Here is a 24,317-nt window from a genome sequence, read left to right on the forward strand (position 1 = left end):
ATGATGAATCTCTCCGAATTCCAGCGCCGCCCCGCCCAACTTGCGGACTGGTTACCTTGGGCAGGACTCATAGCCCCTGGCGTCGTATTGAACAAGGACGGCGCGTTTCAACGCACCCTACGTTTTCGTGGCCCCGATATGGACAGCGCTACACAGGGTGAGCTGCTGGCCCTTTCAGCTCGACTGAACAATGCATTGCGCCGGCTTGGATCAGGCTGGGCGCTGTTCATCGACGCTGAGCGACTCGCGGCGAGCGATTACCCACAGAGCGCGTTCCCCGATGCCCTGTCCTGGCTGGTTGACCACGAGCGCCGGGCAGCATTCGAAGCACAAGGCAGCCACTTCGAAAGCGCCTATCACCTGACGCTGCTGTATTTGGCGCCGGAAGAAACGCACTCGCGCGCGGCTGGCTTGTTGTTCGAACGGCAGACTCAGCAGCGTGTTGACTGGCGCGAACAGCTGGCAGGTTTCATCGCCGAGAGCGATCGCTTCTTCGATTTGCTGGACGGCGTGATGCCGGAACTCGCCTGGCTCAGTGACAGCCAGACATTGACTTATCTGCATACGACCATTTCGACACATCGCCAACAACTGGCGGTTCCCGACGTCCCGTTCCACCTTGATGCCTTACTGGCCGACAGCCCCCTGACCACAGGCCTCCAGCCGCGGTTGGGCGATCAGCATCTGCGCGTACTGTCTGTACGCGGTTTTCCATCGACGACCTGGCCTGGGGTGCTCGACGAGTTGAACCGCCTGGGTTTCGCCTATCGATGGGCGACCCGCTTCATCTGTTTGGAAAAGGATGAGGCCGAACGGGAGCTGGTTCGTCTGCGCCGCCAGTGGTTCGCCAAACGCAAAGGGGTCTTGGCGCTGCTGCGTGAAGCCATCTTTCAGCAGGAGAGTCCTCTGGTCGATAACGACGCGGCCAACAAGGCAGGCGATGCTGACGCAGCCTTGCAGGAACTTGGGGAAGACCATGTCGCGTTCGGCTACGTCACCACCACCGTAACGGTCATGGACGAGGACGCTCAGCTCGCGGATCAAAAGCTACGGCTGGTCGAGCGCGTGATTCAGGGTCGCGGCTTCGTGACCATTGCCGAGAGCCTCAATTCGGTTGAGGCCTGGCTGTCATCGATACCCGGCAACGCCTACGCCAATGTCCGGCAACCGCTGATTTCAACGTTGAATCTGGCACACCTGATGCCGGTCTCGGCAGTCTGGGCCGGACCGGTACGTAATGAGCATCTGGATGGGCCGCCACTGATGATCACCCGCACCGCTGGTGCGACGCCCTTCAGGTTGGTAAATCATGTCGGTGATGTGGGCCATACGTTGGTCGTGGGCCCCACCGGCATGGGCAAGTCGGTGCTGTTGGCCACGCTCGCCCTGCAGTTCCGTCGATACGCAGGCTCGCAACTCTTGATGTTCGACATGGGCCGCTCCCTGCGAGCGGCCGTACTGGGCATGGGGGGTGAGCACTACGCGCTGAGCAACGATGCAGGCCTGGCCTTCCAGCCTCTGGCGCATATAGATCAGGCCGGACACCGGGCCTGGGCCGCCGAATGGCTGGCAGCGCGATTTCTCAAAGAAGGCGTCGCCATCAATCCAGAGCAGAAGTCAGCGCTCTGGACAGCGCTGGACAGCTTGGCCGGCGCGCCTGAGGCCCAACGCACGCTGACTGGTCTGTCTGTATTGCTGCAAGACAACAATCTGCGCCAAGCCCTGCAGCCGTACGTCCTTGGCGGAGCCCACGGCCAGCTACTGGACGCGGATAGTGATCGTCTCGGCTGCGCCGATGTGCAGTGCTTTGAGATGGAGGAACTGATGCACAGCGAGGCGGCGGTGGCCGCTGTGCTGAGCTATCTATTCAAGCGGTTCGAGCATCGATTCGACGGCTCGCCAACGCTTCTGATCCTCGACGAAGCCTGGTTGTTTCTTGATGAGCCACTGTTCGCCGCGCGCATTCGTGAGTGGCTCAAGACCCTGCGCAAGAAGAACGTCTCGGTGATCTTCGCGACACAGTCGCTCGCGGATATCAAGGACTCCACTATCGCGACAGCAATCATCGAGAGCTGTGCCAGCCGCATCTTCTTACCGAATCCCCAGGCTCGAGAGCCTCAGATCCGCACCATCTACCAGGGCTTCGGACTTAACGAGCGGCAGATCGACATCGTTGCCGAGGCAACTCCCAAACGTGAGTACTACTACCAGTCCCGCCTGGGCAATCGCTTGTTCGATCTGGATCTGGGCCCCTTAGCGCTGGCCTTCGCTGCCTCTGCCAGCCCGGCACAGCAACGTGAAATGGATCGGATCCAGCAGGACGCCCAGTCCCCGGACTTCGCTGAAGCATGGCTTCGGCATTGCGGCCTGGATTGGGCCGGCGACTTGTTCGCTCATCATTCCCAAGTAAGCACGGAGTACACGTCATGAGATGCCTAACCCGCCGTTTTCAACGCGCCGCTCTGCTGGTGACTGCCCTGCTCGGCTCAGTGTCGAGCCAGGCCATGACAGTGGTCGATCCTGCCAACCTGATTCAAAACACACTCACTGCAGTGCGCACGCTGGAGATGATCAACAACCAGATCAGCGAGTTGCAGAATCAGTCCCAGATGCTCAAGAACCAGGCCCGCAATCTGTCACGCCTCGATTACAACGCGATGGATCAGTTGGCTGCGAGCTTGGCCAACACCGAGCGCCTGATCAGCCAGGCACAGGGGCTGGCGTATGAAATTAAACGCCTGGATCAGGAGTTCTCGCGCCTCTACCCAAACCAGTACTCAGCCGACACCAGCAGTGAAGAGCTTGCCCTTGAAACGAGAGAGCGCTGGAAGAAGGGGCTCGACAGTCTTCAGACCGCGATGCGCGTGCAGGCGCAGGTGCGGCAAAATCTTGGGCAGGATGAAGCCACTCTCGCCAATCTCGTGAATCAGAGCCAATCCGCCGAAGGAGCGCTGCAAGCTTCTCAGGCGACCAACCAGTTGCTGGCCCTGCAGGCCAAGCAGTCCATTCAGTCCCAGCAGCTGCAGATCACCCAGAACCGGGCTGTTGCCACCGAGCTTGCACGTCAGGCCGCCGCGCAAGAGAAAGCACGCGAGCTAAGCCGCCGGTTCATGGGGAGCGGGACGCCCTATACCCCTCACCCCGTCCAGTTCTACCGGTAGCGAGCTGCGTTATGAAGGCCCCTACGCTGCTGCTGTATCTGGTCGCTTTGACAGCGTGTAGGTACGACCACTCGCCGACTGCAAAGCCTGAGGATCCCGTGGATCGTTTCTACTGCGGCTGCGCCCCGGACGGCGAGTTCCTGGATGCAAGCGAGCTGCCGGACATTCCACCGAGCTTCGATGAGGTCGTGCCATGAATGACGTCAGCGTGATTGACCGATTTCTCGACGTGTTCGCTCAGTACATCGACTCGGGCTTCGGCCTGCTCGGTGATGAGGTCGCATTTCTTACGCTGACCCTCGTGGCGATCGACATGACGCTGGCGGGACTGTTCTGGGCCATGGGCGGTGAAGACGTAAGCGCCAAATTGATCCGCAAGACGCTCTACGTGGGCGCCTTCGCCTTCATCATCGGCAACTTCAATGCCCTGGCGAAAATCGTCTTCAACTCCTTTGCGGGACTGGGCCTTCTTGCCTCAGGGTCTGCGCTGAGCCAAGACGAGTTCCTGCAACCGGGGCGGCTGGCAGCGACTGGCGTTGAAGCCGGAGCACCGCTGCTGGAGGAGATCAGCCGACTGAGCGGCTTCCCGGAAGTGTTCAGCAATATCCACAGCATCCTGGTGCTGTTCCTGGCGTGGCTGGTGGTCATCATCAGCTTCTTCTTTCTGGCCATTCAGCTGTTCGTCACGCTGATCGAGTTCAAGCTGACCACCCTCGCCGGCTTTGTTCTGGTGCCATTCGCTCTGTGGAACAAGACGGCATTTCTTGCTGAGAAGGTGCTCGGCAACGTAGTCGCCTCCGGCATCAAGGTTCTTGTGCTGGCGGTGATCGTCGGGATCGGTACCGGGTTATTTGCCGAATTTCAGGCTGTCCCCGATGAACCCTCCATCGATAACGCGTTGGTGGTCATGCTCGCTTCGCTTGCGTTGTTCGGCCTGGGTATTTTCGGACCAGGGATTGCCACGGGATTGGTCTCCGGTGCACCACAACTGAGCGCTGGTTCGGTCGCCGGTACCGCACTCGGAGCAGCAGGGATGGCAGCAGGCGCAGCAGCTGTGGCGTCCAGTGTGGGCGGCGCTGTTATGGCAGGCGCTCGAATGACTTCGGGAGCAGGCCGCCAGGCGATGGGGGCTTCGAATTCCCTCACGGGGGCTTCTGCTAGCTCATCGGCGGCGCAGTTGAGTGCTGGTTCCAATTTATCGACAGCTACTACCACTCAGCCTGACTGGGCCAGGCGCCTGCAACGCCGGCAGCAGCTTTCACAGGCAGCTACCACCGTTGCCCACACCCTGCGTGGCGGCGACGGCGGTGGCTCATCATCGGGTCCGGTTGTACGCGACCCATCGAATTCGTGAAGGAGGACACGGATGCGATTCAAACGTCCAGGGGTTCGCTACAGCGACACCCCAATACCCGTAACCCCTTACCAGAGAGCCGGACAAGCCTGGGATCTGCGTATGGGTAGCAGCCTGGCGCAGGCCCGGAATTGGCGCCTCATGGCATTCGGCTGCCTGAGCTTGTCGTTGGTGATGGCGTCAGGACTCGTCTGGCTTTCCCTGCAGTCGCGGGTGACACCCTACGTCGTGGAAGTCGACACGCTCGGGCAGGTACGCGCTGTTGGTGAAGCCACCAGTCCCTACCAGCCCCAGGACGCCCAGATTGCCCATCATCTGGCGCGGTTTATCGGACTGGTCCGCTCTCTTTCCATCGACCCGGTGGTCGTGCGGCAAAACTGGCTGGAGGCCTATCACTTCACCACCGACCGAGGCGCTGCAACCCTCAATGACTATGCCCGAAGCAACGATCCATTCACGCGGGTCGGCAAGGAATCGGTAGCCGTCGAAGTGACCAGCGTCGTGCGTGCCAGCGATGAAACGTTCCAGGTGCGCTGGGTCGAACGCCGCTACGTGAATGGGGCCCCGGCCGGGTCAGAACGCTGGACGGCAATGATTTCGCTGGTGCTGCAGCATCCCCGCACGGAGGAAAAACTGCGGCGTAACCCGCTGGGCATTTATGTAAACGGGCTGTCTTGGAGCCGAGAACTGGACACCTCGGAAGGAGTGAAGAAACCATGAAAATGTCTTCGAGCCTCTGCCTTCTAGTCGTACTGATGACGCTGTTATCAGGCTGTGCGAGCCCTCAGAAGCCACCCAGAATTGTGCTGGACGAGCCCGTTGAAGCTAAACGGATACCGGATCCGCCTAAGCCTGTTGAAGTCGTGGAAGTCCCCAAACCTCTTGCGCTACCGGCGCAGCTCAAGCCGCTGCCGGAAGCCGGCAAACGCAAGCCGGCAAACGAGCCTGTCGACGAAAAAGCCCGAGTCTCGCGTGCCAACCGGGACGCACGGGTGGCACCTACGCAGGAAGGCTACATCAACGCCATCCAGGTCTGGCCTTACTCGGATGGGGCGCTGTACCAGGTGTATACCAGCCCGGGTCGGGTGACCGCGATTAACCTGCAGGTTGGAGAGGAACTGGTGACCGTTGCAGCTGGGGACACCGTACGCTGGATCCTAGGTGATACGGCTACAGGCCAAGGCGATAGCCTACGCGTCAACGTATTGATCAAGCCGACTCGCATTGGTCTCAAGACCAACCTGGTGATCACCACAACGCGGCGCACCTACCTGATCGAGCTGACCTCAACCGAGCAGGCCTGGATGGCATCAGTATCCTGGGATTACCCAAAGGATCAGATGCTGGCTCTGCAACGTCGCGCCGGTGAAGCCAAGGTAGCTGAGCCTCTGGATACAGGCCTTGTACTGGAGCGCCTGCGCTTTCGTTATGCAATCAGCGGTGATGACCCAGCCTGGAAACCACTGCGCGCATTTGATGACGGCAGCAAGGTGTATATCCAGTTCCCGGCGGGCATTTCCAACACCGATCTTCCACCACTTTTCGTGATCGGCGCCGAGGGCGATGGGCAGTTGGTGAACTACCGCTTCCGCTCTCCGTATTACATCGTGGATCGGCTTTTTGGCGCCGCCGAGCTCAGGCTGGGCGCAGACAAAGGCGACATCGTGCGCATCGAGCGCAACGATGGGGTGGCACGGGGAAACTGAGCCATGACCGACGAGATCAAGCAGCCCTCCCCCTCGTTGCCACCGAAGGAATCACCAGAATCTCTGGAGCTGCGAGCACAGCCAAGGCCGATCACTCGCCTGAATCCGCGCGTGCTTGCCGCGATCATCGGCGGCCTATCAGCCACAGTACTGGGCGCGATGCTTTGGTCGCTGCAGCCCCAACAGCAGCGCAAGAACCAGGAGCAGAACGAGCTGTACAACGTTGACCGGGTGGCTCGCTCAGAATCGCTCGAACAATTGCCTGCGGATTACTCGCAGTTACCGCCGACGCCCGTGACTCCGACAGACGTGCCTCAATTGGGCCCACCACTGCCAGGCGACCTTGGTGCCCCCATCTTGAAAGCCGAACAACGCACGCACGGCTATGAGTACGACCAAGCTGCGACCGACAACGCTGAGGCGGAGCGTCTAGCGAGACTGAAGGAGGCCGAGGAGGCAGCATTGTCGTCGGTATTCTTTCAGACCAACAGATCGGGTGGATTGGGTGGTGCATCGGCTGACCCTCAGCACACTGCGCCCAATGGCTTGGCCTCAAGAAGTACCGGCTCAGCTACAGGGCAATCGGTGCCTGGCAAGGACGAACGGACTTTCAGTAAATCCGTAGATACAGAAATCAGTAAGTCCGGTTTGCTGCAAAAACCCGCCTCGCCTTACCAGGTGATGGCCGGCACGATCATCGCCGCGGCACTGGTCACCGGTATCAAGTCAGACCTGCCAGGTGATGTGATTGCAACCGTCACTGAGCCGGTCTACGACAGCGCAACAGGGCAGCACGTATTGATACCTCAGGGCTCGCGCTTACTCGGCCGTTACAACAGCCAAGTCAGCTATGGACAGAGTCGCGTACAGGTCGTGTGGCAACGCGTAATCCTTCCCGACACCTCCTCGTTCGAGCTCGACGACTTGGTCGGCACCGATGCCGCCGGGTATGCAGGCCTCGAAGACGGCGTCGACTGGCACTGGGACAGGCTCGTCTCGGGCGCTGCGATGACCAGCTTGCTGGGCGTGGGCGCCGAACTCGCCGCCCCTGGAAATCGAAACGACGGTGACCGGATCATCATTGCAGGGCGCGATAGCCTTCAGGACACGGTGAACCAGGTCGGTCAGGAAGTCACTCGGCGCAATCTCGACATACAGCCCACCCTCACCCAGCGGCAAGGTCTGCCGCTGCGCGTGATAGTCAACCGAGATCTGGCACTGCGCCCCTATCAACCCTTGTTCATTCAGCAGAGGAACCCGCAATGAGTAACGCCAAGCTGCGCCTCGGCCCACTACCGAAGACCGAGAGCCTGAAACTGACATTCACCTGCCCTGCGAACCTGAAGTGCGACCTGGAACGCTACGCGGCATTGCACTCGAACACCTACGGCGAGGAGGTTGACGCGCTGACGCTGATCCCGCACATGCTGGAAGCGTTCATGGCGAGGGATCGGGTATTCAGAAGACTTGGTACAACAAGCTGACTACCGAGTAATCGCACCCTGGCTGCCCACCTTATTTAGCTGATATCCCTACAAGTGTGAGCGTAGGTTCTTCGCTAAAGACATCACGCGAAATTAGCCTGATTGAATTAAGAAAAAATCAGTAGACTCGAAGAAAGTTAAGATTTTATTTCCTCAATCAAGAAAATCTGCAATACAGAATCAAGCTAGAGGATTTTTGACATGCACCCAGTTGGCTACGCCTGGCTACGCGAAACCATGAGTCTGTCTGCATTCCCCTTGCGCCTGCCGGCGATCGTGCAGCCTGTCACTCGTTTGAAGAAGATCGGCCAAACTCTGGCAGTCCCACCTGCCACCGCGCCATTGGCCGATGACTTGCTCGGCCATATCTTATTTGCCCTGAAGCATGAGGGAGTCAACCTAGCCATACTGGCCCAGGCTCTCCCCAAGCTCCCAGTGACAGATTTGGCGAAAGCCCTGCAAGAGGCACCCAACGGTATCTACATTCGCAAGGCGTGCTACCTGAGAGAGGCGTTCACTGGCGAAGAGGTTCCTCAGCGTGCGCCCGTTCGGGGGGCTTTCGTGCCGCTATTTGATCCCAAGCGCTACGTGACCCGTCCTGGAACGAGAAACTCGCGATGGAGGGTCGAATTCAATGGTCTTGGCAACGTGGATTACTGCGCCACCGTGGAAAGAACCGCCAGACTGATCGAACTTCAGGAACACGACATTCTTGGTCGAGCAAAAGCCTTCATGGAGTCCCTTTCTCCATTCATGATGGATCGGGCTATCAACTGGGCCTATTTGCATGAAACTAAGGATTCGTTCGCTATCGAACGCGAGGCGCCGAGCGAGGACAAGTCGCGGCGGTTCATTCAATTGCTACGCCAGGCGCACGAGCGCCAGCCTCTAACCGAGGAGTATCTGGTGGCATTGCAAAATGCCACGGTATCGAACCCTTATGATCTAGCGGCGGCGTTCAGGCACGAACAAAATCACCTTGCAGGAGCCCTTCAGGGGGCAGCTGGGGTGACTTACGTTCCTCCACCACCGGATCTGTGCCGCGAGCTGATGGAACACCTCATGCAGTTTGCGAATGAGGCTCCTACCCAGATCGATCCGCTGGTAGCCGCTGGAATCATCTCCTTTGGATTTGTATTCCTCCACCCCTTTATGGATGGAAACGGCCGCCTATCGAGATTCTTGATCCACCAGGCACTCTGCCGCGCGGGCGCCCTGGAGAACGGCCTGCTACTGCCAGTCTCAGTGGCAATGAAACGTGAGGAGCGTCTGTACCTGGAGGCCCTACAGGGATTCTCACGCCCAGCTCGGGATTTCTGGGGTGTGCAGTGGATCGACTTTGGCAAGTTGGTCTTCGACTTTCGAGGAGATGCCGCGATCTACCGCTACTGGGACGCTACTGCCTGCGTCATTTTCACCATGGAAATGGCTCAACACGCGTTGGAGATCGAACTCCGAGAGGAAGCCGCTTTTCTGGAGTGCTACGACGCCGTCTATAGGGCGGTGGATGAACAATTTGACATCCGCGGCAGCGACTTGTCGAACCTAGTCATGATGTGCCTCACCAATGATGGTTTTGTTTCGAAGCACCGCCGTAAACAATACCAGCACACAGTACCCACTCAAGTCTTCGACTACATAGAACAAACAACCCAGCGGGTTCTTAGCGAACAACACGTGGCTCAAAAAGAACATCAATAGCCGCATCTCCATCGCGTAGGTGAGCGGAGCAAAGCAACGCTTTAGCGTCCGCACCAGATTAATAACGTCAAATCATGCTCAAAACCCTCATGAGGGGAATGCTCGGGAGAGCGAACACACATGCTGCACCGGCAACCGATGAGTCTGCATCCCCTTCCCAATTGACGAAGCGACAGCATGAAGTCCACTCCGGTTGAAAACCGTGACCTAATACATCACACTTACGCCATGATATGGATATGCCGGGTAGGCAGTTGCCCACCCCCTCAAAGGGTAATGGAAGAGTTCTAGTCACTCACCGTCAACGGTAGCTGGCGAGTGATCTTTCGTTTTGAGGGCAGCGACATAGAACTCGTCGACTACCTCGATTACCACTGAACAGGAGGGCTTAATCATGGCCATGTTCAACCCACCGCACCCCGGTGAGACGTTGCTAGAGGACGTGCTCCCCGAACTTGATATCAGCATTGCGGAGCTTGCGAGACGGCTTGGCTTTGCACGTGAAACGCTGTCGCGGATCCTGCATGGCCGCGCGCCTATCAGTCCGGATCTCGCAGTTCGCTTGGAGCTGGCGGGCATCGGCAATGCTCGCACTTGGCTTGGCGTACAGACCGACTATGACCTCTGGCAAGCCCTGCATCGAGAGCAGCCTCCGATCGAGCGCTTCGCAGCGATTGCTTAGACGTTTTGACGACGCCCAGTTCGTAAAGCCTGGCTTCGCTCGCATCGCACGCTGGACATCGCCTTAGACGATGCACTTACTAACATCGATTGTTCTGCTCACAGGCCGCTTGTAAAGCCCCTGCGTCCGGAAAAGCTGGTAACGAATGTGAGTACGGATCTTCGTCAAAAGGACACTCGTACTAAGTTGCTCTGAATGAATTAAAAATCAGTAGTCCTCAAATCTGTCTCCGCCTTAGATCCATCCAGGCCAAGAAGACAATGGATCATATTTGAACCAATAAATACCTAAATGACATATAATTTATCATATATGAACCATTAAATAAGGTTGTCCATTGGCTCTAACCCATTCTCTGCTCGCTCCAGGCGAACTGGCCCAGAAGATTGGTGCCAACGCCCGAGAAGCGCGACTCGCACAAAACCTCTCCCGCAAATCCTTGGCGAAGATGGCGGGTGTGTCCGAATCGACCATCAAGCGATTTGAGTCCAATGGGCAGATCACCCTTGATGCTCTGGTGCTCATCGCTACAGCACTTGGTGCCACACGCCAAATCGCTGACCTGTTCAAGCATGAGCGGCCTGTCTCGCTTGAAGAAATCAAACAAACAGGGCGTATCCGGGGGCGCCAATGAAATCCATCAACGTCGTAGAGGTATTGCTCGCAGGCACACCGGCCGGGCGCAAAGTCCATACGAGTTGAACCAGGTTACGTCGATCCCAAGCGACGCAGTTGCTGTGCCAATGCGAACGTTTGGTGTGTCTTAATCCGATGGAAAGGTGGCAGCAAGTTTTACTCGATAAGAGTGAGGTTCATACAGCGTCGCGGGCCATACCCGTTTTACAAACCTGTGGTCAGGTAGCTGATATCGATGTGCTTAACCGAGACGTCAGAGCGCACTTTCAGACATTGCCCAGTGTGGTACGAGGAATCCCGCCGTCCTTTTCTACGCCAGGCTGCGACACAGCCGGTTTTCATTCAAGGAGCTGCCCCATAGGCTGGGAACACCGAAACCACTTGTAGGAAGGAGCAATGAAAACCCTCTTACTTTTGATGGCTCAGTACGACGGCCAAGCCGTGATACCAATCGACTGGGTATGCAGAGACTTTCTCGGTCTTTCAGTCGACAAGTTCAAGCGCAAGCGCCTTATGGGTGAAATCGATCTTCCTGTGATGAGGCTTGGCACCAGCTCGCAGAAGGCCAACCTGGCCGTGCATCTAGAAGATCTCGCTGCCTACATCGATAGGCAGCGAGAAGCTGCACTCAAAGAGCAGAATCAGCTGGGGGTGCGGCGGCGCCTCGCCTGAAGCTTAACCCCTGGGGCGGATGTAGCTTCAGGGGTTACGACCCTGATTCCGAGTTCTACGGGAGCCTCAACAATCTTGTCCAACCAGCCCCAGCCCTCGTAAGGATCACCCACCCCCTTCAGATGCGTATAGCGGCGCATGGCATTCCAATCGCGGTGGCCCGATACACTGGCAACTCGCGGAATGTCCCAACCCATTTCAAAAAGCCGACTCACCCCATCATGGCGCAGATCGTGGAAACGCAGATCCTTGATCGCCAGGAAGTGGCAGGCACGGGTGAACGCTGCAGAAATCGAAGTTGAGTCATAAGGGAATATCTCACGGCAGGCCTTGGGCATGCTCTGAACGATTCTCCAGGCCTCATCCGGGAGACGGCACCAGACGTCATTACCAATTTTCTGGCCAGGGTTTTTCATGTCTCGAATGAGCACAGCCTGCCGCCGAGCATCCAGATCCTCCCAGCGGATCCGAGTAATCTCTTCCTGCCTGCGTGTCGAGAAAATTGCGAACGCCAGGATCTTGGCCATATTGATGGAACGTGGTCTGCGCCGTTGAATATCAAAGAAGTGGTTGAGCAGCTTATCCAATTCGTCCTTGGTCGGCCTACGGTCACGCTCTTTACTGCGGCTGACCATTCCCAGCTTCCGGAGCACCTTTCGGGCATCGGGCATGGCTGTGGCATCGATGAGATAGCCCCAAGCGGGTTTGGCCACTGAGAGCACGGCGCCAACATGCGCAAGATCGTTACCGACGGTCTGCGCCTGAACGCTGCCGCCGTGTTCACTCATCCGCCACTGCGCATATTCAACCAATTTCTGGCTCGTTAAATCGGCACCAGCCACATCACCCAACCAAGATTCACTAACTGCCTTCAAGGTCGCTCGCTTGGTTTTCCCAAGTGGGCGGATTCGCTCGTACTCATCCAGGTAGCGATCTATGATCGTTTTCAGAGGGACATCCTCGACCTTGGTTCGGTCCAGAGCGCCCGGTGACGCAAGCTCCGCCTCCCGACGAGTCAACCAGGCACGTGCCACGGCCTTACGATCGAAGGTCTGGGTTTCTTGATAGACTACGGCCCCGTTGCGACGCAGCCGAATCTGCGCCGTGTACGTGGGTTTACCGTTTTTTTTAACGCGCTGAGTGATGGTTCCCAAGTTGCCTCCCACCAGTGCTACAAAAAAAATCTCAGTGCTACATTTTAGCACTGAAGGCCAAAAAACGGCCAAAAATAGCCTTTTTTAGCACTGAAACGACATGAGCCGATGCCCTCAGAATTAGCCTCAAAGCCAGTAAATACGGGCCCTCAGCCCTCCCGCCGCTTCTCCGTAGCGCCGATGATGGACTGGACGGATCACCATTGCCGGTACTTTCTGCGCCAGTTGTCGCAGCACGCGCTGCTGTATACCGAAATGGTCACCACTGGCGCGTTGCTGCATGGCGATACTCGCCGGTTTCTGCAGTACGACGAGACCGAGCATCCGCTCGCGCTGCAGCTGGGCGGCAGCAATCCGGCCGATCTGGCGGCCTGTGCGCGGCTCGCCGAGCAGGCGGGCTACGACGAAGTGAACCTCAATGTCGGCTGCCCCAGTGACCGTGTGCAGAACAACATGATCGGCGCCTGCCTGATGGCCCATCCGACGCTGGTGGCCGACTGCGTCAAGGCGATGCGCGATGCGGTGAGCATTCCCGTGACGGTCAAGCACCGTATCGGCATCGACGGGCGTGACAGCTACGAGCAGCTCTGCGACTTCATCGGCCAGGTGCGTGACGCCGGTTGCCGCAGTTTCACGGTGCACGCCCGGATCGCCATCCTTTCCGGTCTGTCGCCTAAGGAGAACCGCGAGGTGCCGCCGCTGCGCTACGACATCGCTGCGCAGCTGAAACGGGACTTCCCCGACCTGGAGCTGGTGCTCAACGGCGGGATCAAGACCTTGCAGGCCTGCCAGGAGCACCTCGAGACCTTCGATGGCGTGATGCTCGGCCGCGAGGCGTACCACAACCCTTACCTGCTGGCCGAGGTCGACGGGCAGTTGTTCGGCAGCGAACAGCCACCGATCAGCCGACAGGAAGCCATGCAGGTCATGCGCCCCTATATCGAACGGCACATGGCTGCCGGCGGCCTGATGCACCACGTCACCCGCCATATGCTCGGGCTGGCGCAGGGTTTTGCGGGGGCTCGCCGCTTCCGCCAGTTGCTTTCTGCGGACATCCACAAGAGCGATCAGCCGCTGGCCATTTTCGACCAGGCTGCCGAGCTTCTGCAGGGCCGCTAGCGGGTCGCCGAAAGCGACCTGTTGTGCCACCAGTTGAGCACTACATGATGCTCAGGTAAGGTCATGGCACCCCGAATCGACAAGGCCCCGCCATGACCTCCAAGCTGGATCAACTCAAGCAGTTCACTACCGTGGTTGCCGACACCGGTGACATCGACGCCATCGCCCGCCTCAAGCCGGTGGACGCCACCACCAACCCTTCCCTGCTGCTCAAGGCTGCCGCCCTGCCGCGTTATGCCGAGCTGCTCAAGCAGGCGGTCAGTGCCAGCAAGGGCGATGTCGATCTGGCCAGCGACCGCTTCGGCGTGACCGTTGGGCGGGAAATTCTCCAGGTGATTCCGGGGCGCATCTCCACCGAGGTGGACGCCCGCCTGTCCTTCGACACCCAGGCGACCCTGGCCCGTGCCCGACGCCTGGTCGAGCTGTATGAAGAGGCCGGCGTGACCCGCGAGCGCATCCTGATCAAGATCGCCTCCACCTGGGAAGGCATCCGCGCTGCCGAGCAGCTGGAAAAGGCTGGCGTGCAGACCAACCTCACTCTGCTCTTCTCCTTCGCGCAGGCGCGCGCCTGTGCCGATGCCGGCGCCTTCCTGATCTCGCCTTTCGTGGGCCGTATCTACGACTGGTACAAGAAGGCCGAAGGCCGCGATTACGTCGGCGCCGAAGATCCGGGCGTGCAGTCCGTCGCGCGCATCTACGACTACTACAAGACCAATGGCCACAAGACCGTGGTCATGGGTGCCAGCTTCCGCAACATCAGCCAGATCGAACAGCTGGCTGGCTGCGACCGCCTGACCATCAGCCCGGAGCTGCTGCAGCAACTGGCCGACGACAATGGTCCGCTGCAGCGCAAGCTCAGCGCGGAAATTTCCGGGCAGAGCGAAGCGCATATCGGCGAGAGCCAGTTCCGCTGGGAAATGAACGAAGACGCCATGGCCACCGAGAAACTCGCGGAAGGCATCCGCCAGTTCGCCCGTGATCAGGAAAAACTGGAAAAGCTGCTGACAGCCAACCTCTGAGCCTGAAATGAAAACGGGGCGCCGACTTCCATCGGCGCCCCGCTATCTGCAGCAGTCAGCGATCAGGGATGCTGTTCGAGGGCGCTTACCAGGTCATGGAAAGCCGCGCGGTTCGATTCGTTCAAGCCCATCAGAATCCGGTGCGCCTCCAGCACGCGAGCGCGCACTACGTCCTCCGACTGATCCTGCGACGGCAGGTCGGCCAGACAGTCCGGGCACTCGTAGGGCTGATTGATGATGTTGAACACCTGATCGAAGCCCATTGACTGCAACAGACGGGTGATGTCGGCGTGGGTGGTCACCACCGTCGGCAACAGACCGACCTTCTGCCGCGACAGAATCGATAGTTTGGCCAACAGCCCCAGGGTGGTGCTGTCGATACTGCGCGTTTCCGTCAGGTCGATGACGATGGCGGAAAAATTCAGCGCGGTGAAAATCTTTTCGATCGTGGAATCCAGCGCCGAACACAAGGTCAGGCGCACCTCACCGATGAACTTCAGGACGAAGGTTCCGTCCTGCTCGGCGAACTGGATTCTACCGGGGCTTATCCCAGGATTCATGCAAGGTTCCTGCTTAACACCAGCAAGGCGATATCATCCGGCATCTCCGCCAGATTGGCCAGTCCAAACACGCTGCGCAACCCGTCCAGGGTTCCACCTGCTTCGCTCACCAGTTTCGGCAGCAAGGCTTCTTTTTCCTGCAGGGTGTCGCCGTCGAGCAAATCGAGAATGCCGTCCGACAACAGAGTCAGGCTGAACGATTCCGGAAGGTCGATCACCAGATCGGTGTAATCGGCTTCCTTGAACAGGCCGACGGGCAAACCGCGGCCTTCCAGATAATGGGCTTCGCCGCCGCTGTACATCACGGGCAGCGGCAGATGGCCGCCGATGCTGTAGGTCAGGCGATTGTGCTCTTCGTCGATCACCCCGCCCAGCATGGTCACGTGCTTGCCCAGTTTGCAGTTGATCAGGCCACGGTTGATGTGGCCGAGCACGTCCGACGGCTTGAACTCCGGCAGCATGCCGTTGCGCCGCGACTCGTAGAGCAGGCGCGTGGTCATGAACTTGAGCAGCACGGTGACGAATGCCGAAGACGCGCCGTGACCGGAGACGTCCGCCAGATAGAACGCCACACGCCGCTCGTCGACACGGAAGTAATCGACGAAATCGCCCGAGAGGTAGAGCGAGGGAATGATCTGATGAGCGAACGACAGCCCTTCGTTTTCCCAGGGCGTGACGGGCAGCATGTTCATCTGCACCTGGCGCCCGGCGTTCTGGTCTTCCTGCAACAGGTGCAGGCTGGCCTGCAGCTCGCGGTTGGCGGTTTCCAGCTTTTCCCGGTAGCGCTCGTTCTCCTGGCGCAGATGCACGCGGTCCAGCGCACGGCGTACCGAGTGCTCGAGCACGGCGAGATCTTCGAGAGGCTTGATCAGGTAATCGGCGGCACCGAGGCGCAAGGCTTCGACCACGTCGGTCATCACTCCGGCACCGGAGACCACGATGATCGGCGCGGAGATTTCCAGAGCATTGATCCGACGGATGAGCTCGAGACCATCGACCTGGGGCATGCGCAGGTCGCAAATGACCAGATCCGGTCGTTCGCGCTCGAACACTTCGAGACCTTGCGAGCCGTTGCCGGCGAGCAGGATGTTGAAGCCGCTGTCTTCCAAGTAGGCTGCAATACTGGCGCGGACGACTTCGTCGTCATCGATCAGCAGCAACGTGGCACTGGTTTTGTGCATGGGGTGTCCAGGCAAACTGCGCCGGGGATGGTTAGCGTAAACGCAGCCAACAACCTGCGCGGGTACACGGTTCGCGTCAAGGCGCAGACGGTACTCCCATCCTCAATACGATTCAACAGGCGCCGTTCGCCACCGAGCGACTTTACACCTGAAATCAGTGAGGGTTATAAGAACCGCAGCAGAGCCCTACCACAATGAGGATAGCTTGATGAGCCAAAGTGATCGTGATTACGAGGAAAAGCGCGATTACATTCGCATGCGCCTGGAAACCCAGGTGACGCTCCACCATGGCGGTCAGGCAATCCCGGCGCTGTGCCGCGATCTGTCGAGCACCGGCATGCAGCTCGAGGCGCAGTGCCACGTGCAGGTTGGAGACAAGGTGCGCGTGTTGATCCCTTCCGGGCACGACGAACTGAAAGGGCTGGAAACCGAAGCGGAAGTGGTGCGGGTGACCGACCAGGAAGGTGGCCGACAGATTCTCGGTCTGGCCGTGATATCGATGAACTGAAACACGCTGTAACGCGATGGAGCCCGCCTCCATCGCGTCGTTGCACCTTCTGCCCTCGAGCCTTGCTGCCCTGGCTCGGCCTCAATCAGAAATCGTCTTCCACCTCACCGTCACGCACACGGAACTCACGGTTCTGCAGGTAGGCGTTACGGATGAAGATGTACTTGTCGCCACTGATCATGCGCTCGGCATCCAGCAGGCTGGCACGGGTGTCGACCACGTTGATGCCACGGGTGACGTTGCGGCTCGGCACGTGATCCATGTAGGGGTACGGGGTCAGGAAGCTGTCCGGGATCTTGCTCGGCGCGTCGCGCAGCGAGCTCGGCCCGAGCAGCGGCAGCACCAGATACGGGCCGCTGCCCACGCCCCAGACGCCGAGGGTCTGGCCGAAGTCTTCATCGCTGCGCTGCAACCCCATGCGGCTGGCCACGTCGAAGAAGCCGAGCGCGCCGATGGTGGTGTTCAACAGCAGACGGCTGGTATCCACGCCGGCGTCGTGAGCCTTGCCCTGCAGCAGGTTGTTGGCCAGGTTGCCGACATCGCCCACGTTGCGGAACACATTGTGCACACCGGTCTCGAGGAACTGCGGTGTCACGGCCTGATAGCCCTGAGCCAGAGGCTTGAGGGCGTAGGTATCGACGGTATCGTTGAAGCGGAAAACGGGGCGATTGAACGACTCCCAGGGGTCTTCCGTCGCCGCCTGGCTCGCCAGCGGCAGCACCATCAGGCCGGCACAGGCCAGCATTCGCCCGAAGCTCCCGATCCAATCCGATCCAATCAAACGCATTACTGTTCTCCTAGGCTAATGAGCACGGTCTCTCCGGCAGCAGCGGCCTAGTATAAAGCCGCGGACGGGCAATAGGCAGAGCACCGATGCCCGGCCACCCTACCCGACCCTGAGCCACTTCACATCACTGACGTTCACCGGGCGTCGGACCGCTCACCGCCGTCACGCCATCGTCACATTGGCTTGTCATGGTAAGCGCGATAATAGCCAGGGAACGACATCGCATGCCCCAGCCAGCGCTCTCCGCAGTGACACCCTCCTTCACCGCCGTGCTGTTCGGCCTGTCCGGTTGCCTGGTCGATTTCGGCGCGCGCAGCGCGTCGTCGGCCGGCACTCGCCACCTGACGCTGATCCGTGAAGCCGGCGGCCCGGCGCGTGCGCTCGAAACCGCCAGCCCGCGGGAGCTGGAGAGCTGTGCCGAACCGACCCCTGGCGCTCTGGCAACCCTGCGCAGCCTGCGTGAGCAACGCGTGCCCTGCGCCTGGCTGGACGAACTTCCCGAAACCCTCGCGATGAAACTGACGAGCCAGCTACCCGAATGGCTGGTCGCCTCTCCAGCCTGCTCGCAGCGCAGCTGGCCTGCCCCTGATGCCTGCTGGCAGGCGTTGAGCACCCTGCAGATCGATCGCCTGGATGGTTGCGTACTGGTCAGCGGTGAACCTCGCCTGCTGCAGGCGGGCCTCAATGCGGGCCTGTGGACGGTCGGCCTGGCCGCCTGCGGATCCCTGGGTGGCCATGCCCTCGGCGACTGGGAAACGCTCGAAGCCGCGCAGCGTGATCGCCTGCGCGCAGATGCGACCCTGGCGTTGTACCGCCTGGGCGCTCATTCGGTGATCGACCAGCTGACCGACCTGCCCGCCTGCCTGGACGACCTGCAGATCCGCCGCAGCAAGGGCGAGAAACCCTAGGGCCGCGCCGGATCAGTCGCAATGGTGCAGGCAGGAAGATTCTGAAGACGAAGTAATGACCTTTCGCCATGGCGCACGGTCAATTGTCTTGCCTATCAAGAAAGGGAGAATCCCCATGCCTGCGAACCATCTGCAGCAGCAACTGGAAGAGCTGCACAAGCAACTGGCGCAGAATCCGCCGGTAAACGAGGAAGATCGCGAGTCGCTCGCCCTGCTGGCTCGCGACATCGAACTGCAGCTGGCTGCCCAGCCGGTAACCACGCCCGATGCTTCGCTGGTCGACAGCGTCAATCTGGCCGTGGAGCGCTTCGAAGTGAGCCATCCGACCCTGGCTGGAAGCCTGCGCAACATCATGCAGAGCCTCGCCAACATGGGTATCTGATGCCAACGCCGCAAATAAAGAACCAGCCTCTCCGGCTGGTTTTTTATTAATTGCCTACTGCCTGACCAGGCGCCGATTGTCCGGCAGTCGCTCCAGGGTCGTCCGATAGGGATTGATATCCAGGCCGCCACGGCGCACGTAGCGGGCATAGACGGTCAGATGTTCCGGCTGCAGCAACCGCTGCAGATCCAGAAAGATACGCTCCACGCACTGTTCGTGAAAATCCGCATGCTGCCGAAAGCTGACCAGATACGCCAGCAGGCTCGCTGGCTCAAGCGCGGCGCCGCGGTACTCGACCACCACGCTGCCCCAATCAGGCTGACCGGTTACCGGGCAGTTGGACTTGAGCAGGTGGCTGTGCAGGCTCTCTTCGACGATACGTGACGCATCGCAGACCAACAGTTCGGGACGGGGCGCCTGGTAATCGCTGATGCTGATGTCCAGCTCGTCGATGCAGGTTCCCGGCAGCACCGCGAGACCTTCCCGCGCCACTTCGCCGAGGCTGCGCACCCGAACACCCACGGGCTTGCCAGCCGTGGCGGACAAATCCTTCTCGAGCACGCCCACCAGTTCGGCCTCACTGGCGAATACCGACTGATTCAGCGAGTTGAGGTAGAGCTTGAAGGACTTCGATTCGATGATGTTCGGCGAGTCGGCGGCAATGCTGAACTCACCGATCGCCACCACCGGCTTGCCGGACGGCAGCAGCCAGGACAGCTCGAAGCAGTTCCAGTAATCCACCCCGCGATATGGCAGGGTTTGCGCGCTCAGACCGAGCTCGGCCCACTTGGCGGCCCGCGGGATGGGAAACAGCAGTTCGGGCGAATAGGTGGCGATGTACTCGCTGCTCTTGCCCAGCGGCGAATGTTCCACGGAATGCATGACGGTTTACCTGCGGCGCAATGGGTGCGGCGGCTCGACTGCCGCCATACGGGAATGGATGGGCCGGTCAGCCCAGTTCGGCGACCAGCTTGGCCAGCGCGGCAGCCGGATCGGCGGCCTGGCTGATCGGGCGACCGATCACCAGATAATCCGAACCAGCGTCCAACGCCTGACGTGGCGTCAGAATGCGTCGCTGATCGTCCTGTGCGCTACCGGCCGGACGGATACCCGGCGTGACCAACTGCAGCCCAGGTTGCGCGGCCTTGAGTGCAGGTGCCTCGAGAGCCGAACAGACCAGGCCATCCATACCGGCCTTCTGCGCCAGCGCAGCCAGACGCAGCACCTGCTCCTGGGGCTCGATGTCCAGACCGATGCCGGCCAGGTCCTCGCGCTCCATGCTGGTCAGCACGGTCACGCCGATCAGCAGCGGCACCGGGCCGTTGAAAGCATCCAGCGTCTCGCGGCAGGCGCTCATCATGCGCAGACCACCGGAGCAATGCACGTTGACCATCCACACGCCCATTTCGGCTGCGGCCTTGACCGCCATGGCCGTGGTGTTGGGGATGTCGTGGAATTTCAGATCGAGGAACACCTCGAAGCCGCGCTCGCGCAGCGTAGCGACGATATCCGAGGCGCAACTGGTGAACAGCTCCTTGCCCACCTTGACCCGACACAGCTTGGGATCGAGCTGATCGGCGAGCGCTAACGCAGCCTCTCGGGTCGGAAAATCCAGGGCGACGATGATCGGGGTCTGACAAACGGACATGGGGCAATTCTCGAGCGAGCCAAATTCGGCGCGCATTGTAGCGCAAGCCTGTGCCGATTGCCGTTCCGGCAGATGGATGTCGCTGCTCGTTCGGCTCGGCGCCAACGCGTCGAAGTCACACCTTGATGCCGAGCATCAGCGCGCAGACCAGCAGGAACGCGGTGAACAGCACGCGCAATTGACGCTCGGGCAAGGCATGAGCCAGACGCACGCCCCAACTGATGCTGAGCAGCCCGCCGATGGCCAGCGGAATGGCCAGAACCCAGTCGACATGATCATGCAGGGCATAGGTCACCAGAGTCACGCCAGTACTCGGCGCAGCCAGTGCCAGCGACAAGCCCTGCGCCACCACCTGGGAGGTGCCGAACACACTGGTGAGAATCGGCGTGGCGATAACCGCCCCGCCTACACCGAACAACCCGCCCAGCAGGCCAGAACCACTGCCCAGCAACGCCAACCACGGCCAGGGGTGGCGCAACTCGCCCGAGGCGGCTGGCGGACGCAGGAACATACGCAGCAGGTTGTAGAACGCCAGGGCCACCAGAAACGCGACGAACGCGATACGCATCGACTCGGGGTCCAGATTGACTGCCCAACCTGCGCCGAACAGCGCGCACACGAAGCTGCTCAGGGCCAGCGCCAACGCGTGGCGCAGGTCGATCCGATTGCGCTGATGGTAGCGCCACAGCGCCAGCAGCACATTGGGCACCACCATCACCAACGCGGTGCCCTGAGCCAGTTGCTGATCCAGCCCGAACAGCACCCCGAGCACAGGAATCGCGATCAACCCACCACCAATGCCGAACAGACCGCCAATGGTGCCCAGCAGCAGGCCGAGTACGATATTCAGAGCGAATGCGAGCAGATCCATGGGGCAGTCCTTGGGCGAGGTGTGCGCATCCTACTCGCTGGCGACTGGCGGGGTAACGCACAGCCCGGCACAATGGCTGTGCGAATTACGCAAAGCGGGAAAATCGATGAATCCAGATGCCCTGACCGACCAACTCAGCCTGTTCCTCGACGTGCTGGAGAGCGGCAGTTTCTCCGCCGCTGCCAGGCTGCATCCCCTCACGCCCTCGGCGGTTTCTCGGCGTATCGATGCGCTGGAACGCTCGCTCGACTGCAACCTGTTCAGCCGCAGCACCCATGCAGTGCGTGCGACACCGGCCGGCCTGGCGTTCGCCGAACGAGCCAGAAGAATTCTCGCCGAGCTGCATCTGGCGCGCGCCGAGGCGGTATCGCTGAGCAGCGCCCCCGAAGGCCTGATTCGTATCGACGCCCCTGCGCCATTCGGGCGCCGCCATCTGGCCCCGACCATTGCCGAGTTCCTGACGGCCTATCCGGGCCTGGACGTGCAACTGCGGTTGATCGACAGCTTCATCGACCTGCACGGCGCTCACCTGGGCGAAGTGGATCTGGTGTTGCGCATCGGACCGCTGGCAGACACACGCCTGGTTGCCACACCGCTGGCACCGATGGTCCGCGTGGTCTGCGCCAGCCCGGCCTACCTCGAGCGGCATGGGGTGCCGCGCACACCTGCCGAGCTGCTGGAGCACGACGGCCTGGACTGGGATGGCCTGGCACCCGCCTATGCCTGGCGTTTCGAGCATCAGGGCAAGCTGGCGATGTTCCGGCCCCGGCGCCTGCGCATGACGGCCAACAATGCCGAGACACTGGTATTCAGTCTGCTCGCCGGTCTTGGCGTGGCGCACCTACCCACCTGGCTGGTCAGCGAATACCTGGCCCGCGGCGAACTGGTCGCGCTATTTTGCGAGAACGGCCTGCCGCCCCCGGAACCGAGCGGTATCTATGCCTTGCGACTGGAGCGCGATACCGACTCTCGCAGCCGGCTACTGCTGGAGTTTCTGAAGAACCGCTTCGGACCGATTCCGCCCTGGGACATTCCCCTGCAAAGCGGCTTGCAGCGCGGCGCCGGCAACTGACGCAAAAAACGCGGCCGAGGCCGAGGCCGCGTTTTCACGATTGCTGGTGTTACGTCCAGCGGCTGGCGCTGGACGCCCGGCTCAGAAGAAGCCCAGCGGATTGATGTCGTAGCTGATCAGCAGGTTCTTGGTCTGCTGGTAGTGGTCGAGCATCATCTTGTGGGTTTCGCGCCCGACCCCGGACTTCTTGTAGCCGCCAAAGGCAGCGTGCGCCGGGTACAGGTGGTAACAGTTGGTCCATACGCGGCCGGCCTTGATGCCACGGCCCATGCGGTAGGCGCGGTTGATGTCGCGCGTCCACACGCCGGCGCCCAGGCCGAACTCGGTGTCGTTGGCGATGGCCAGGGCTTCGGCTTCGTCCTTGAAGGTGGTCACGCCGACCACCGGGCCGAAGATTTCCTCCTGGAACACGCGCATCGTGTTGTTGCCCTTGAGCAGGGTCGGCTGGATGTAATAACCGCTGGCCAGGTCGCCTTCGAGCTTCTCGGTGGCACCGCCGGTGAGCAGCTCGGCACCCTCCTGCTGTGCGATCTCCAGGTAGCTGAGGATCTTGTCGTACTGCTGCTGGGAGGCCTGGGCGCCGACCATGGTCTCGGTATCCAGCGGGTTGCCGCGCTTGATGACCTTGATCTTCTTCATCACCTCGACCATGAACGGCTCGAAGATCGACTCCTGCACCAGCGCGCGGGACGGGCAGGTACACACCTCGCCCTGGTTGAAGAAGGCCAGCACCAGGCCTTCGGCGGCCTTCTCGATGAACGCCGGCTCGGCCTGCATGATGTCTTCGAAGAACACGTTGGGCGACTTGCCGCCCAGCTCCACGGTGCTCGGGATGATGTTGGCGGCCGCGCATTTCATGATGTGCGAGCCGACCGGCGTGGAGCCGGTGAAGGCGATCTTGGCGATGCGCGTGCTGGTGGCCAGCGCCTCGCCGGCTTCACGGCCATAACCCTGAACGATGTTGAGTACGCCCGGCGGCAGCAGGTCGCCCACCAGCTCGGCGAACACGCTGATCGACAGCGGCGTCTGCTCGGCGGGCTTGAGCACCACGCAGTTGCCGGCCGCCAGGGCCGGCGCCAGTTTCCAGGCGGCCATCAGCAGCGGGAAGTTCCAGGGGATGATCTGCCCGACCACGCCCAGCGGTTCGTGGAAGTGATAGGAGGCGGTGTGTTCGTTGATCTCCGCCGCGCTGCCTTCCTGCGCGCGGATGCAGCCGGCGAAGTAGCGGAAGTGATCGGCGGCCAGTGGCACGTCGGCGTTGAGGGTCTCGCGCACGGCCTTGCCGTTGTCCCAGGTTTCCGCGACGGCGAGCAGTTCGAGGTTGGCTTCGATGCGGTCGGCGATCTTCAGCAGGATCAACGCACGGTCCTGCACCGAGGTCTTGCCCCAGGCATCGGCGGCGGCATGGGCGGCGTCGAGGGCCTTGTCGATGTCCTTGGCGTCGGAACGGGGGAATTCACCGATCACCGAGGCATCCACCGGGCTGGTGTTGGTGAAGTACTGGCCACCGACCGGGGCGACGAATTCACCGCCGATGTAGTTGCCGTAGCGCGGCTTGAGGGTGACGACAGCGCCTGCGGTACCGGGTTTGGCATAAATCATGTGAGTGACCTCTACTTTTTATGGAAGCCTGTCCTCTGAGGCGAGAGACAGGTCTTGGTTCGATTCGAATGGCGCTTGAGGCGCCGCAGCGCGCCTCTACGCGATCGCCG

26 protein-coding genes and 1 pseudogene are annotated in these 24,317 nt (G+C 60.5%); 19 read left to right on the top strand and 8 right to left on the bottom strand.

Annotation, left to right across the window (positions count from 1 at the left end; translation table 11 throughout):
* From trbE to FHR27_RS08855, 13 genes and pseudogenes are all read left to right on the top strand, one after another.
* Positions 1 to 2,430, top strand: a complete 2,430-nt coding sequence (gene trbE, locus FHR27_RS08795) for a conjugal transfer protein TrbE (RefSeq protein WP_179538377.1) — start codon at positions 1 to 3, stop codon at positions 2,428 to 2,430.
* A complete protein-coding gene (gene trbJ / locus FHR27_RS08800; protein ID WP_179538378.1) occupies positions 2,427 to 3,161 on the top strand; it encodes a P-type conjugative transfer protein TrbJ in 735 nt (244 codons plus the stop codon). The genes trbE and trbJ overlap by 4 nt, the downstream gene beginning before the upstream one ends.
* 11 nt (positions 3,162 to 3,172) lie before the next feature.
* A complete protein-coding gene (locus FHR27_RS08805; RefSeq protein ID WP_179538379.1) occupies positions 3,173 to 3,358 on the top strand; it encodes a hypothetical protein in 186 nt (61 codons plus the stop codon).
* Entirely contained in the window at positions 3,355 to 4,515 is a 1,161-nt protein-coding gene (trbL, locus tag FHR27_RS08810) for a P-type conjugative transfer protein TrbL (protein ID WP_179538380.1), read from the top strand. Before FHR27_RS08805 ends, trbL begins: the two co-directional genes overlap by 4 nt.
* 12 nt (positions 4,516 to 4,527) lie before the next feature.
* Positions 4,528 to 5,235, top strand: coding sequence for a conjugal transfer protein TrbF (gene trbF / locus FHR27_RS08815; RefSeq protein ID WP_179538381.1), 708 nt, complete (start codon positions 4,528 to 4,530; stop codon positions 5,233 to 5,235).
* Positions 5,232 to 6,221 carry a P-type conjugative transfer protein TrbG gene (gene trbG, locus FHR27_RS08820; protein ID WP_179538382.1) on the top strand — a complete coding sequence of 330 codons (990 nt, stop codon included), beginning with the start codon at positions 5,232 to 5,234 and terminating at the stop codon, positions 6,219 to 6,221. The genes trbF and trbG overlap by 4 nt, the downstream gene beginning before the upstream one ends.
* 3 nt (positions 6,222 to 6,224) lie before the next feature.
* Entirely contained in the window at positions 6,225 to 7,487 is a 1,263-nt protein-coding gene (locus FHR27_RS08825) for a TrbI/VirB10 family protein (RefSeq protein ID WP_179538383.1), read from the top strand.
* The gene (locus FHR27_RS08830; protein WP_179538384.1) at positions 7,484 to 7,705 is read left to right on the top strand and encodes a DUF2274 domain-containing protein; all 222 of its coding nucleotides are present in this window, start codon (positions 7,484 to 7,486) and stop codon (positions 7,703 to 7,705) included. The genes FHR27_RS08825 and FHR27_RS08830 overlap by 4 nt, the downstream gene beginning before the upstream one ends.
* A 201-nt stretch (positions 7,706 to 7,906) precedes the next feature.
* Positions 7,907 to 9,406 carry a Fic family protein gene (locus tag FHR27_RS08835; RefSeq protein WP_179538385.1) on the top strand — a complete coding sequence of 500 codons (1,500 nt, stop codon included), beginning with the start codon at positions 7,907 to 7,909 and terminating at the stop codon, positions 9,404 to 9,406.
* A 291-nt stretch (positions 9,407 to 9,697) separates the two neighbouring features.
* Positions 9,698 to 9,784 (top strand): annotated as a pseudogene (locus tag FHR27_RS27265) (type II toxin-antitoxin system RelE/ParE family toxin); the annotation flags it as partial.
* Positions 9,785 to 9,800: 16 nt separating this feature from the next.
* Positions 9,801 to 10,088: a HigA family addiction module antitoxin gene (locus FHR27_RS08845; protein ID WP_179538386.1), complete on the top strand. Its 288-nt coding sequence runs from the start codon at positions 9,801 to 9,803 to the stop codon at positions 10,086 to 10,088.
* Between the two features lie 337 nt (positions 10,089 to 10,425).
* Positions 10,426 to 10,722 carry a helix-turn-helix domain-containing protein gene (locus tag FHR27_RS08850; RefSeq protein WP_179538387.1) on the top strand — a complete coding sequence of 99 codons (297 nt, stop codon included), beginning with the start codon at positions 10,426 to 10,428 and terminating at the stop codon, positions 10,720 to 10,722.
* Between the two features lie 398 nt (positions 10,723 to 11,120).
* Complete coding sequence (locus FHR27_RS08855) at positions 11,121 to 11,396, top strand: pyocin activator PrtN family protein (protein WP_042554137.1); 276 nt, start codon at positions 11,121 to 11,123, stop codon at positions 11,394 to 11,396.
* Here the strand turns inward: FHR27_RS08855 and FHR27_RS08860 are convergent.
* Positions 11,366 to 12,550: a tyrosine-type recombinase/integrase gene (locus FHR27_RS08860; protein WP_179538388.1), complete on the bottom strand. Its 1,185-nt coding sequence runs from the start codon at positions 12,548 to 12,550 to the stop codon at positions 11,366 to 11,368. The two genes, FHR27_RS08855 and FHR27_RS08860, sit on opposite strands and share 31 nt — an antisense overlap.
* Before the next feature lie 108 nt (positions 12,551 to 12,658).
* Here FHR27_RS08860 and dusA point away from each other — a divergent pair, with 108 nt between their 5' ends.
* Both dusA and tal read left to right on the top strand, forming a co-directional pair.
* The gene (gene dusA / locus FHR27_RS08865; protein ID WP_179538389.1) at positions 12,659 to 13,669 is read left to right on the top strand and encodes a tRNA dihydrouridine(20/20a) synthase DusA; all 1,011 of its coding nucleotides are present in this window, start codon (positions 12,659 to 12,661) and stop codon (positions 13,667 to 13,669) included.
* Between the two features lie 92 nt (positions 13,670 to 13,761).
* Complete coding sequence (gene tal, locus FHR27_RS08870; RefSeq protein ID WP_042554134.1) at positions 13,762 to 14,688, top strand: transaldolase; 927 nt, start codon at positions 13,762 to 13,764, stop codon at positions 14,686 to 14,688.
* A 62-nt stretch (positions 14,689 to 14,750) separates the two neighbouring features.
* Here tal and rssC read toward each other — a convergent pair whose 3' ends face one another.
* Both rssC and rssB read right to left on the bottom strand, forming a co-directional pair.
* Positions 14,751 to 15,236, bottom strand: a complete 486-nt coding sequence (gene rssC, locus FHR27_RS08875; RefSeq protein ID WP_042554198.1) for an anti-sigma factor antagonist RssC — start codon at positions 15,234 to 15,236, stop codon at positions 14,751 to 14,753.
* An 8-nt stretch (positions 15,237 to 15,244) separates the two neighbouring features.
* A complete protein-coding gene (rssB, locus tag FHR27_RS08880; protein WP_042554133.1) occupies positions 15,245 to 16,429 on the bottom strand; it encodes a two-component system response regulator RssB in 1,185 nt (394 codons plus the stop codon).
* Positions 16,430 to 16,637: 208 nt separating this feature from the next.
* On the opposite strand from rssB, the gene FHR27_RS08885 reads away from it, so the two are divergent.
* On the top strand, positions 16,638 to 16,937 hold the full coding sequence (locus FHR27_RS08885) for a PilZ domain-containing protein (protein WP_042554132.1): 300 nt from the start codon (positions 16,638 to 16,640) through the stop codon (positions 16,935 to 16,937).
* A gap of 85 nt (positions 16,938 to 17,022) precedes the next feature.
* Here the strand turns inward: FHR27_RS08885 and FHR27_RS08890 are convergent, their stop codons facing one another.
* Complete coding sequence (locus FHR27_RS08890) at positions 17,023 to 17,724, bottom strand: MlaA family lipoprotein (protein WP_042554131.1); 702 nt, start codon at positions 17,722 to 17,724, stop codon at positions 17,023 to 17,025.
* Between the two features lie 224 nt (positions 17,725 to 17,948).
* Here FHR27_RS08890 and FHR27_RS08895 point away from each other — a divergent pair, with 224 nt between their 5' ends.
* Positions 17,949 to 18,632: an HAD family phosphatase gene (locus FHR27_RS08895; RefSeq protein ID WP_179538390.1), complete on the top strand. Its 684-nt coding sequence runs from the start codon at positions 17,949 to 17,951 to the stop codon at positions 18,630 to 18,632.
* 115 nt (positions 18,633 to 18,747) lie between these two features.
* The gene (locus FHR27_RS08900) at positions 18,748 to 19,014 is read left to right on the top strand and encodes a DUF4404 family protein (RefSeq protein WP_042554129.1); all 267 of its coding nucleotides are present in this window, start codon (positions 18,748 to 18,750) and stop codon (positions 19,012 to 19,014) included.
* A gap of 54 nt (positions 19,015 to 19,068) precedes the next feature.
* Here FHR27_RS08900 and queF read toward each other — a convergent pair whose 3' ends face one another.
* From queF to FHR27_RS08915, 3 genes are all read right to left on the bottom strand, one after another.
* Positions 19,069 to 19,896: an NADPH-dependent 7-cyano-7-deazaguanine reductase QueF gene (queF, locus tag FHR27_RS08905; RefSeq protein ID WP_179538391.1), complete on the bottom strand. Its 828-nt coding sequence runs from the start codon at positions 19,894 to 19,896 to the stop codon at positions 19,069 to 19,071.
* A gap of 67 nt (positions 19,897 to 19,963) precedes the next feature.
* Entirely contained in the window at positions 19,964 to 20,662 is a 699-nt protein-coding gene (gene pyrF, locus FHR27_RS08910; RefSeq protein WP_179538392.1) for an orotidine-5'-phosphate decarboxylase, read from the bottom strand.
* A gap of 115 nt (positions 20,663 to 20,777) precedes the next feature.
* Entirely contained in the window at positions 20,778 to 21,533 is a 756-nt protein-coding gene (locus FHR27_RS08915) for a sulfite exporter TauE/SafE family protein (RefSeq protein ID WP_179538393.1), read from the bottom strand.
* Between the two features lie 106 nt (positions 21,534 to 21,639).
* Between FHR27_RS08915 and FHR27_RS08920 the strand changes: the two genes are divergently transcribed.
* Positions 21,640 to 22,605 carry a LysR family transcriptional regulator gene (locus FHR27_RS08920; RefSeq protein ID WP_179538394.1) on the top strand — a complete coding sequence of 322 codons (966 nt, stop codon included), beginning with the start codon at positions 21,640 to 21,642 and terminating at the stop codon, positions 22,603 to 22,605.
* A gap of 81 nt (positions 22,606 to 22,686) precedes the next feature.
* Here FHR27_RS08920 and exaC read toward each other — a convergent pair whose 3' ends face one another.
* The gene (gene exaC, locus FHR27_RS08925; RefSeq protein WP_042556415.1) at positions 22,687 to 24,207 is read right to left on the bottom strand and encodes an acetaldehyde dehydrogenase ExaC; all 1,521 of its coding nucleotides are present in this window, start codon (positions 24,205 to 24,207) and stop codon (positions 22,687 to 22,689) included.
* Between the last annotated feature and the right edge of the window lie 110 nt (positions 24,208 to 24,317).

The sequence above is a fragment of the Pseudomonas flavescens genome, from assembly GCF_013408425.1.
Taxonomy (GTDB): Bacteria; Pseudomonadota; Gammaproteobacteria; order Pseudomonadales; family Pseudomonadaceae; genus Aquipseudomonas; species Aquipseudomonas fulva_A.

Excerpts from the sequence above, each read along its gene's own strand:
- FHR27_RS08845 (WP_179538386.1), top strand. The coding sequence starts at position 9,801 with ATGGCCATGTTCAACCCACCGCACCCCGGTGAGACGTTGCTAGAGGAC.
- FHR27_RS08890 (WP_042554131.1), bottom strand. The coding sequence starts at position 17,724 with ATGCGTTTGATTGGATCGGATTGGATCGGGAGCTTCGGGCGAATGCTG.
- FHR27_RS08895 (WP_179538390.1), top strand. The coding sequence starts at position 17,949 with ATGCCCCAGCCAGCGCTCTCCGCAGTGACACCCTCCTTCACCGCCGTG.
- FHR27_RS08915 (WP_179538393.1), bottom strand. The coding sequence starts at position 21,533 with ATGGATCTGCTCGCATTCGCTCTGAATATCGTACTCGGCCTGCTGCTG.
- trbL (WP_179538380.1), top strand. The coding sequence starts at position 3,355 with ATGAATGACGTCAGCGTGATTGACCGATTTCTCGACGTGTTCGCTCAG.
- FHR27_RS08805 (WP_179538379.1), top strand. The coding sequence starts at position 3,173 with ATGAAGGCCCCTACGCTGCTGCTGTATCTGGTCGCTTTGACAGCGTGT.
- FHR27_RS08825 (WP_179538383.1), top strand. The coding sequence starts at position 6,225 with ATGACCGACGAGATCAAGCAGCCCTCCCCCTCGTTGCCACCGAAGGAA.
- FHR27_RS08900 (WP_042554129.1), top strand. The coding sequence starts at position 18,748 with ATGCCTGCGAACCATCTGCAGCAGCAACTGGAAGAGCTGCACAAGCAA.
- FHR27_RS08835 (WP_179538385.1), top strand. The coding sequence starts at position 7,907 with ATGCACCCAGTTGGCTACGCCTGGCTACGCGAAACCATGAGTCTGTCT.
- exaC (WP_042556415.1), bottom strand. The coding sequence starts at position 24,207 with ATGATTTATGCCAAACCCGGTACCGCAGGCGCTGTCGTCACCCTCAAG.
- dusA (WP_179538389.1), top strand. The coding sequence starts at position 12,659 with ATGCCCTCAGAATTAGCCTCAAAGCCAGTAAATACGGGCCCTCAGCCC.
- FHR27_RS08920 (WP_179538394.1), top strand. The coding sequence starts at position 21,640 with ATGAATCCAGATGCCCTGACCGACCAACTCAGCCTGTTCCTCGACGTG.
- pyrF (WP_179538392.1), bottom strand. The coding sequence starts at position 20,662 with ATGTCCGTTTGTCAGACCCCGATCATCGTCGCCCTGGATTTTCCGACC.
- trbE (WP_179538377.1), top strand. The coding sequence starts at position 1 with ATGATGAATCTCTCCGAATTCCAGCGCCGCCCCGCCCAACTTGCGGAC.
- rssB (WP_042554133.1), bottom strand. The coding sequence starts at position 16,429 with ATGCACAAAACCAGTGCCACGTTGCTGCTGATCGATGACGACGAAGTC.
- FHR27_RS08855 (WP_042554137.1), top strand. The coding sequence starts at position 11,121 with ATGAAAACCCTCTTACTTTTGATGGCTCAGTACGACGGCCAAGCCGTG.
- trbJ (WP_179538378.1), top strand. The coding sequence starts at position 2,427 with ATGAGATGCCTAACCCGCCGTTTTCAACGCGCCGCTCTGCTGGTGACT.
- FHR27_RS08885 (WP_042554132.1), top strand. The coding sequence starts at position 16,638 with ATGAGCCAAAGTGATCGTGATTACGAGGAAAAGCGCGATTACATTCGC.
- trbG (WP_179538382.1), top strand. The coding sequence starts at position 5,232 with ATGAAAATGTCTTCGAGCCTCTGCCTTCTAGTCGTACTGATGACGCTG.
- trbF (WP_179538381.1), top strand. The coding sequence starts at position 4,528 with ATGCGATTCAAACGTCCAGGGGTTCGCTACAGCGACACCCCAATACCC.
- queF (WP_179538391.1), bottom strand. The coding sequence starts at position 19,896 with ATGCATTCCGTGGAACATTCGCCGCTGGGCAAGAGCAGCGAGTACATC.
- FHR27_RS08830 (WP_179538384.1), top strand. The coding sequence starts at position 7,484 with ATGAGTAACGCCAAGCTGCGCCTCGGCCCACTACCGAAGACCGAGAGC.
- tal (WP_042554134.1), top strand. The coding sequence starts at position 13,762 with ATGACCTCCAAGCTGGATCAACTCAAGCAGTTCACTACCGTGGTTGCC.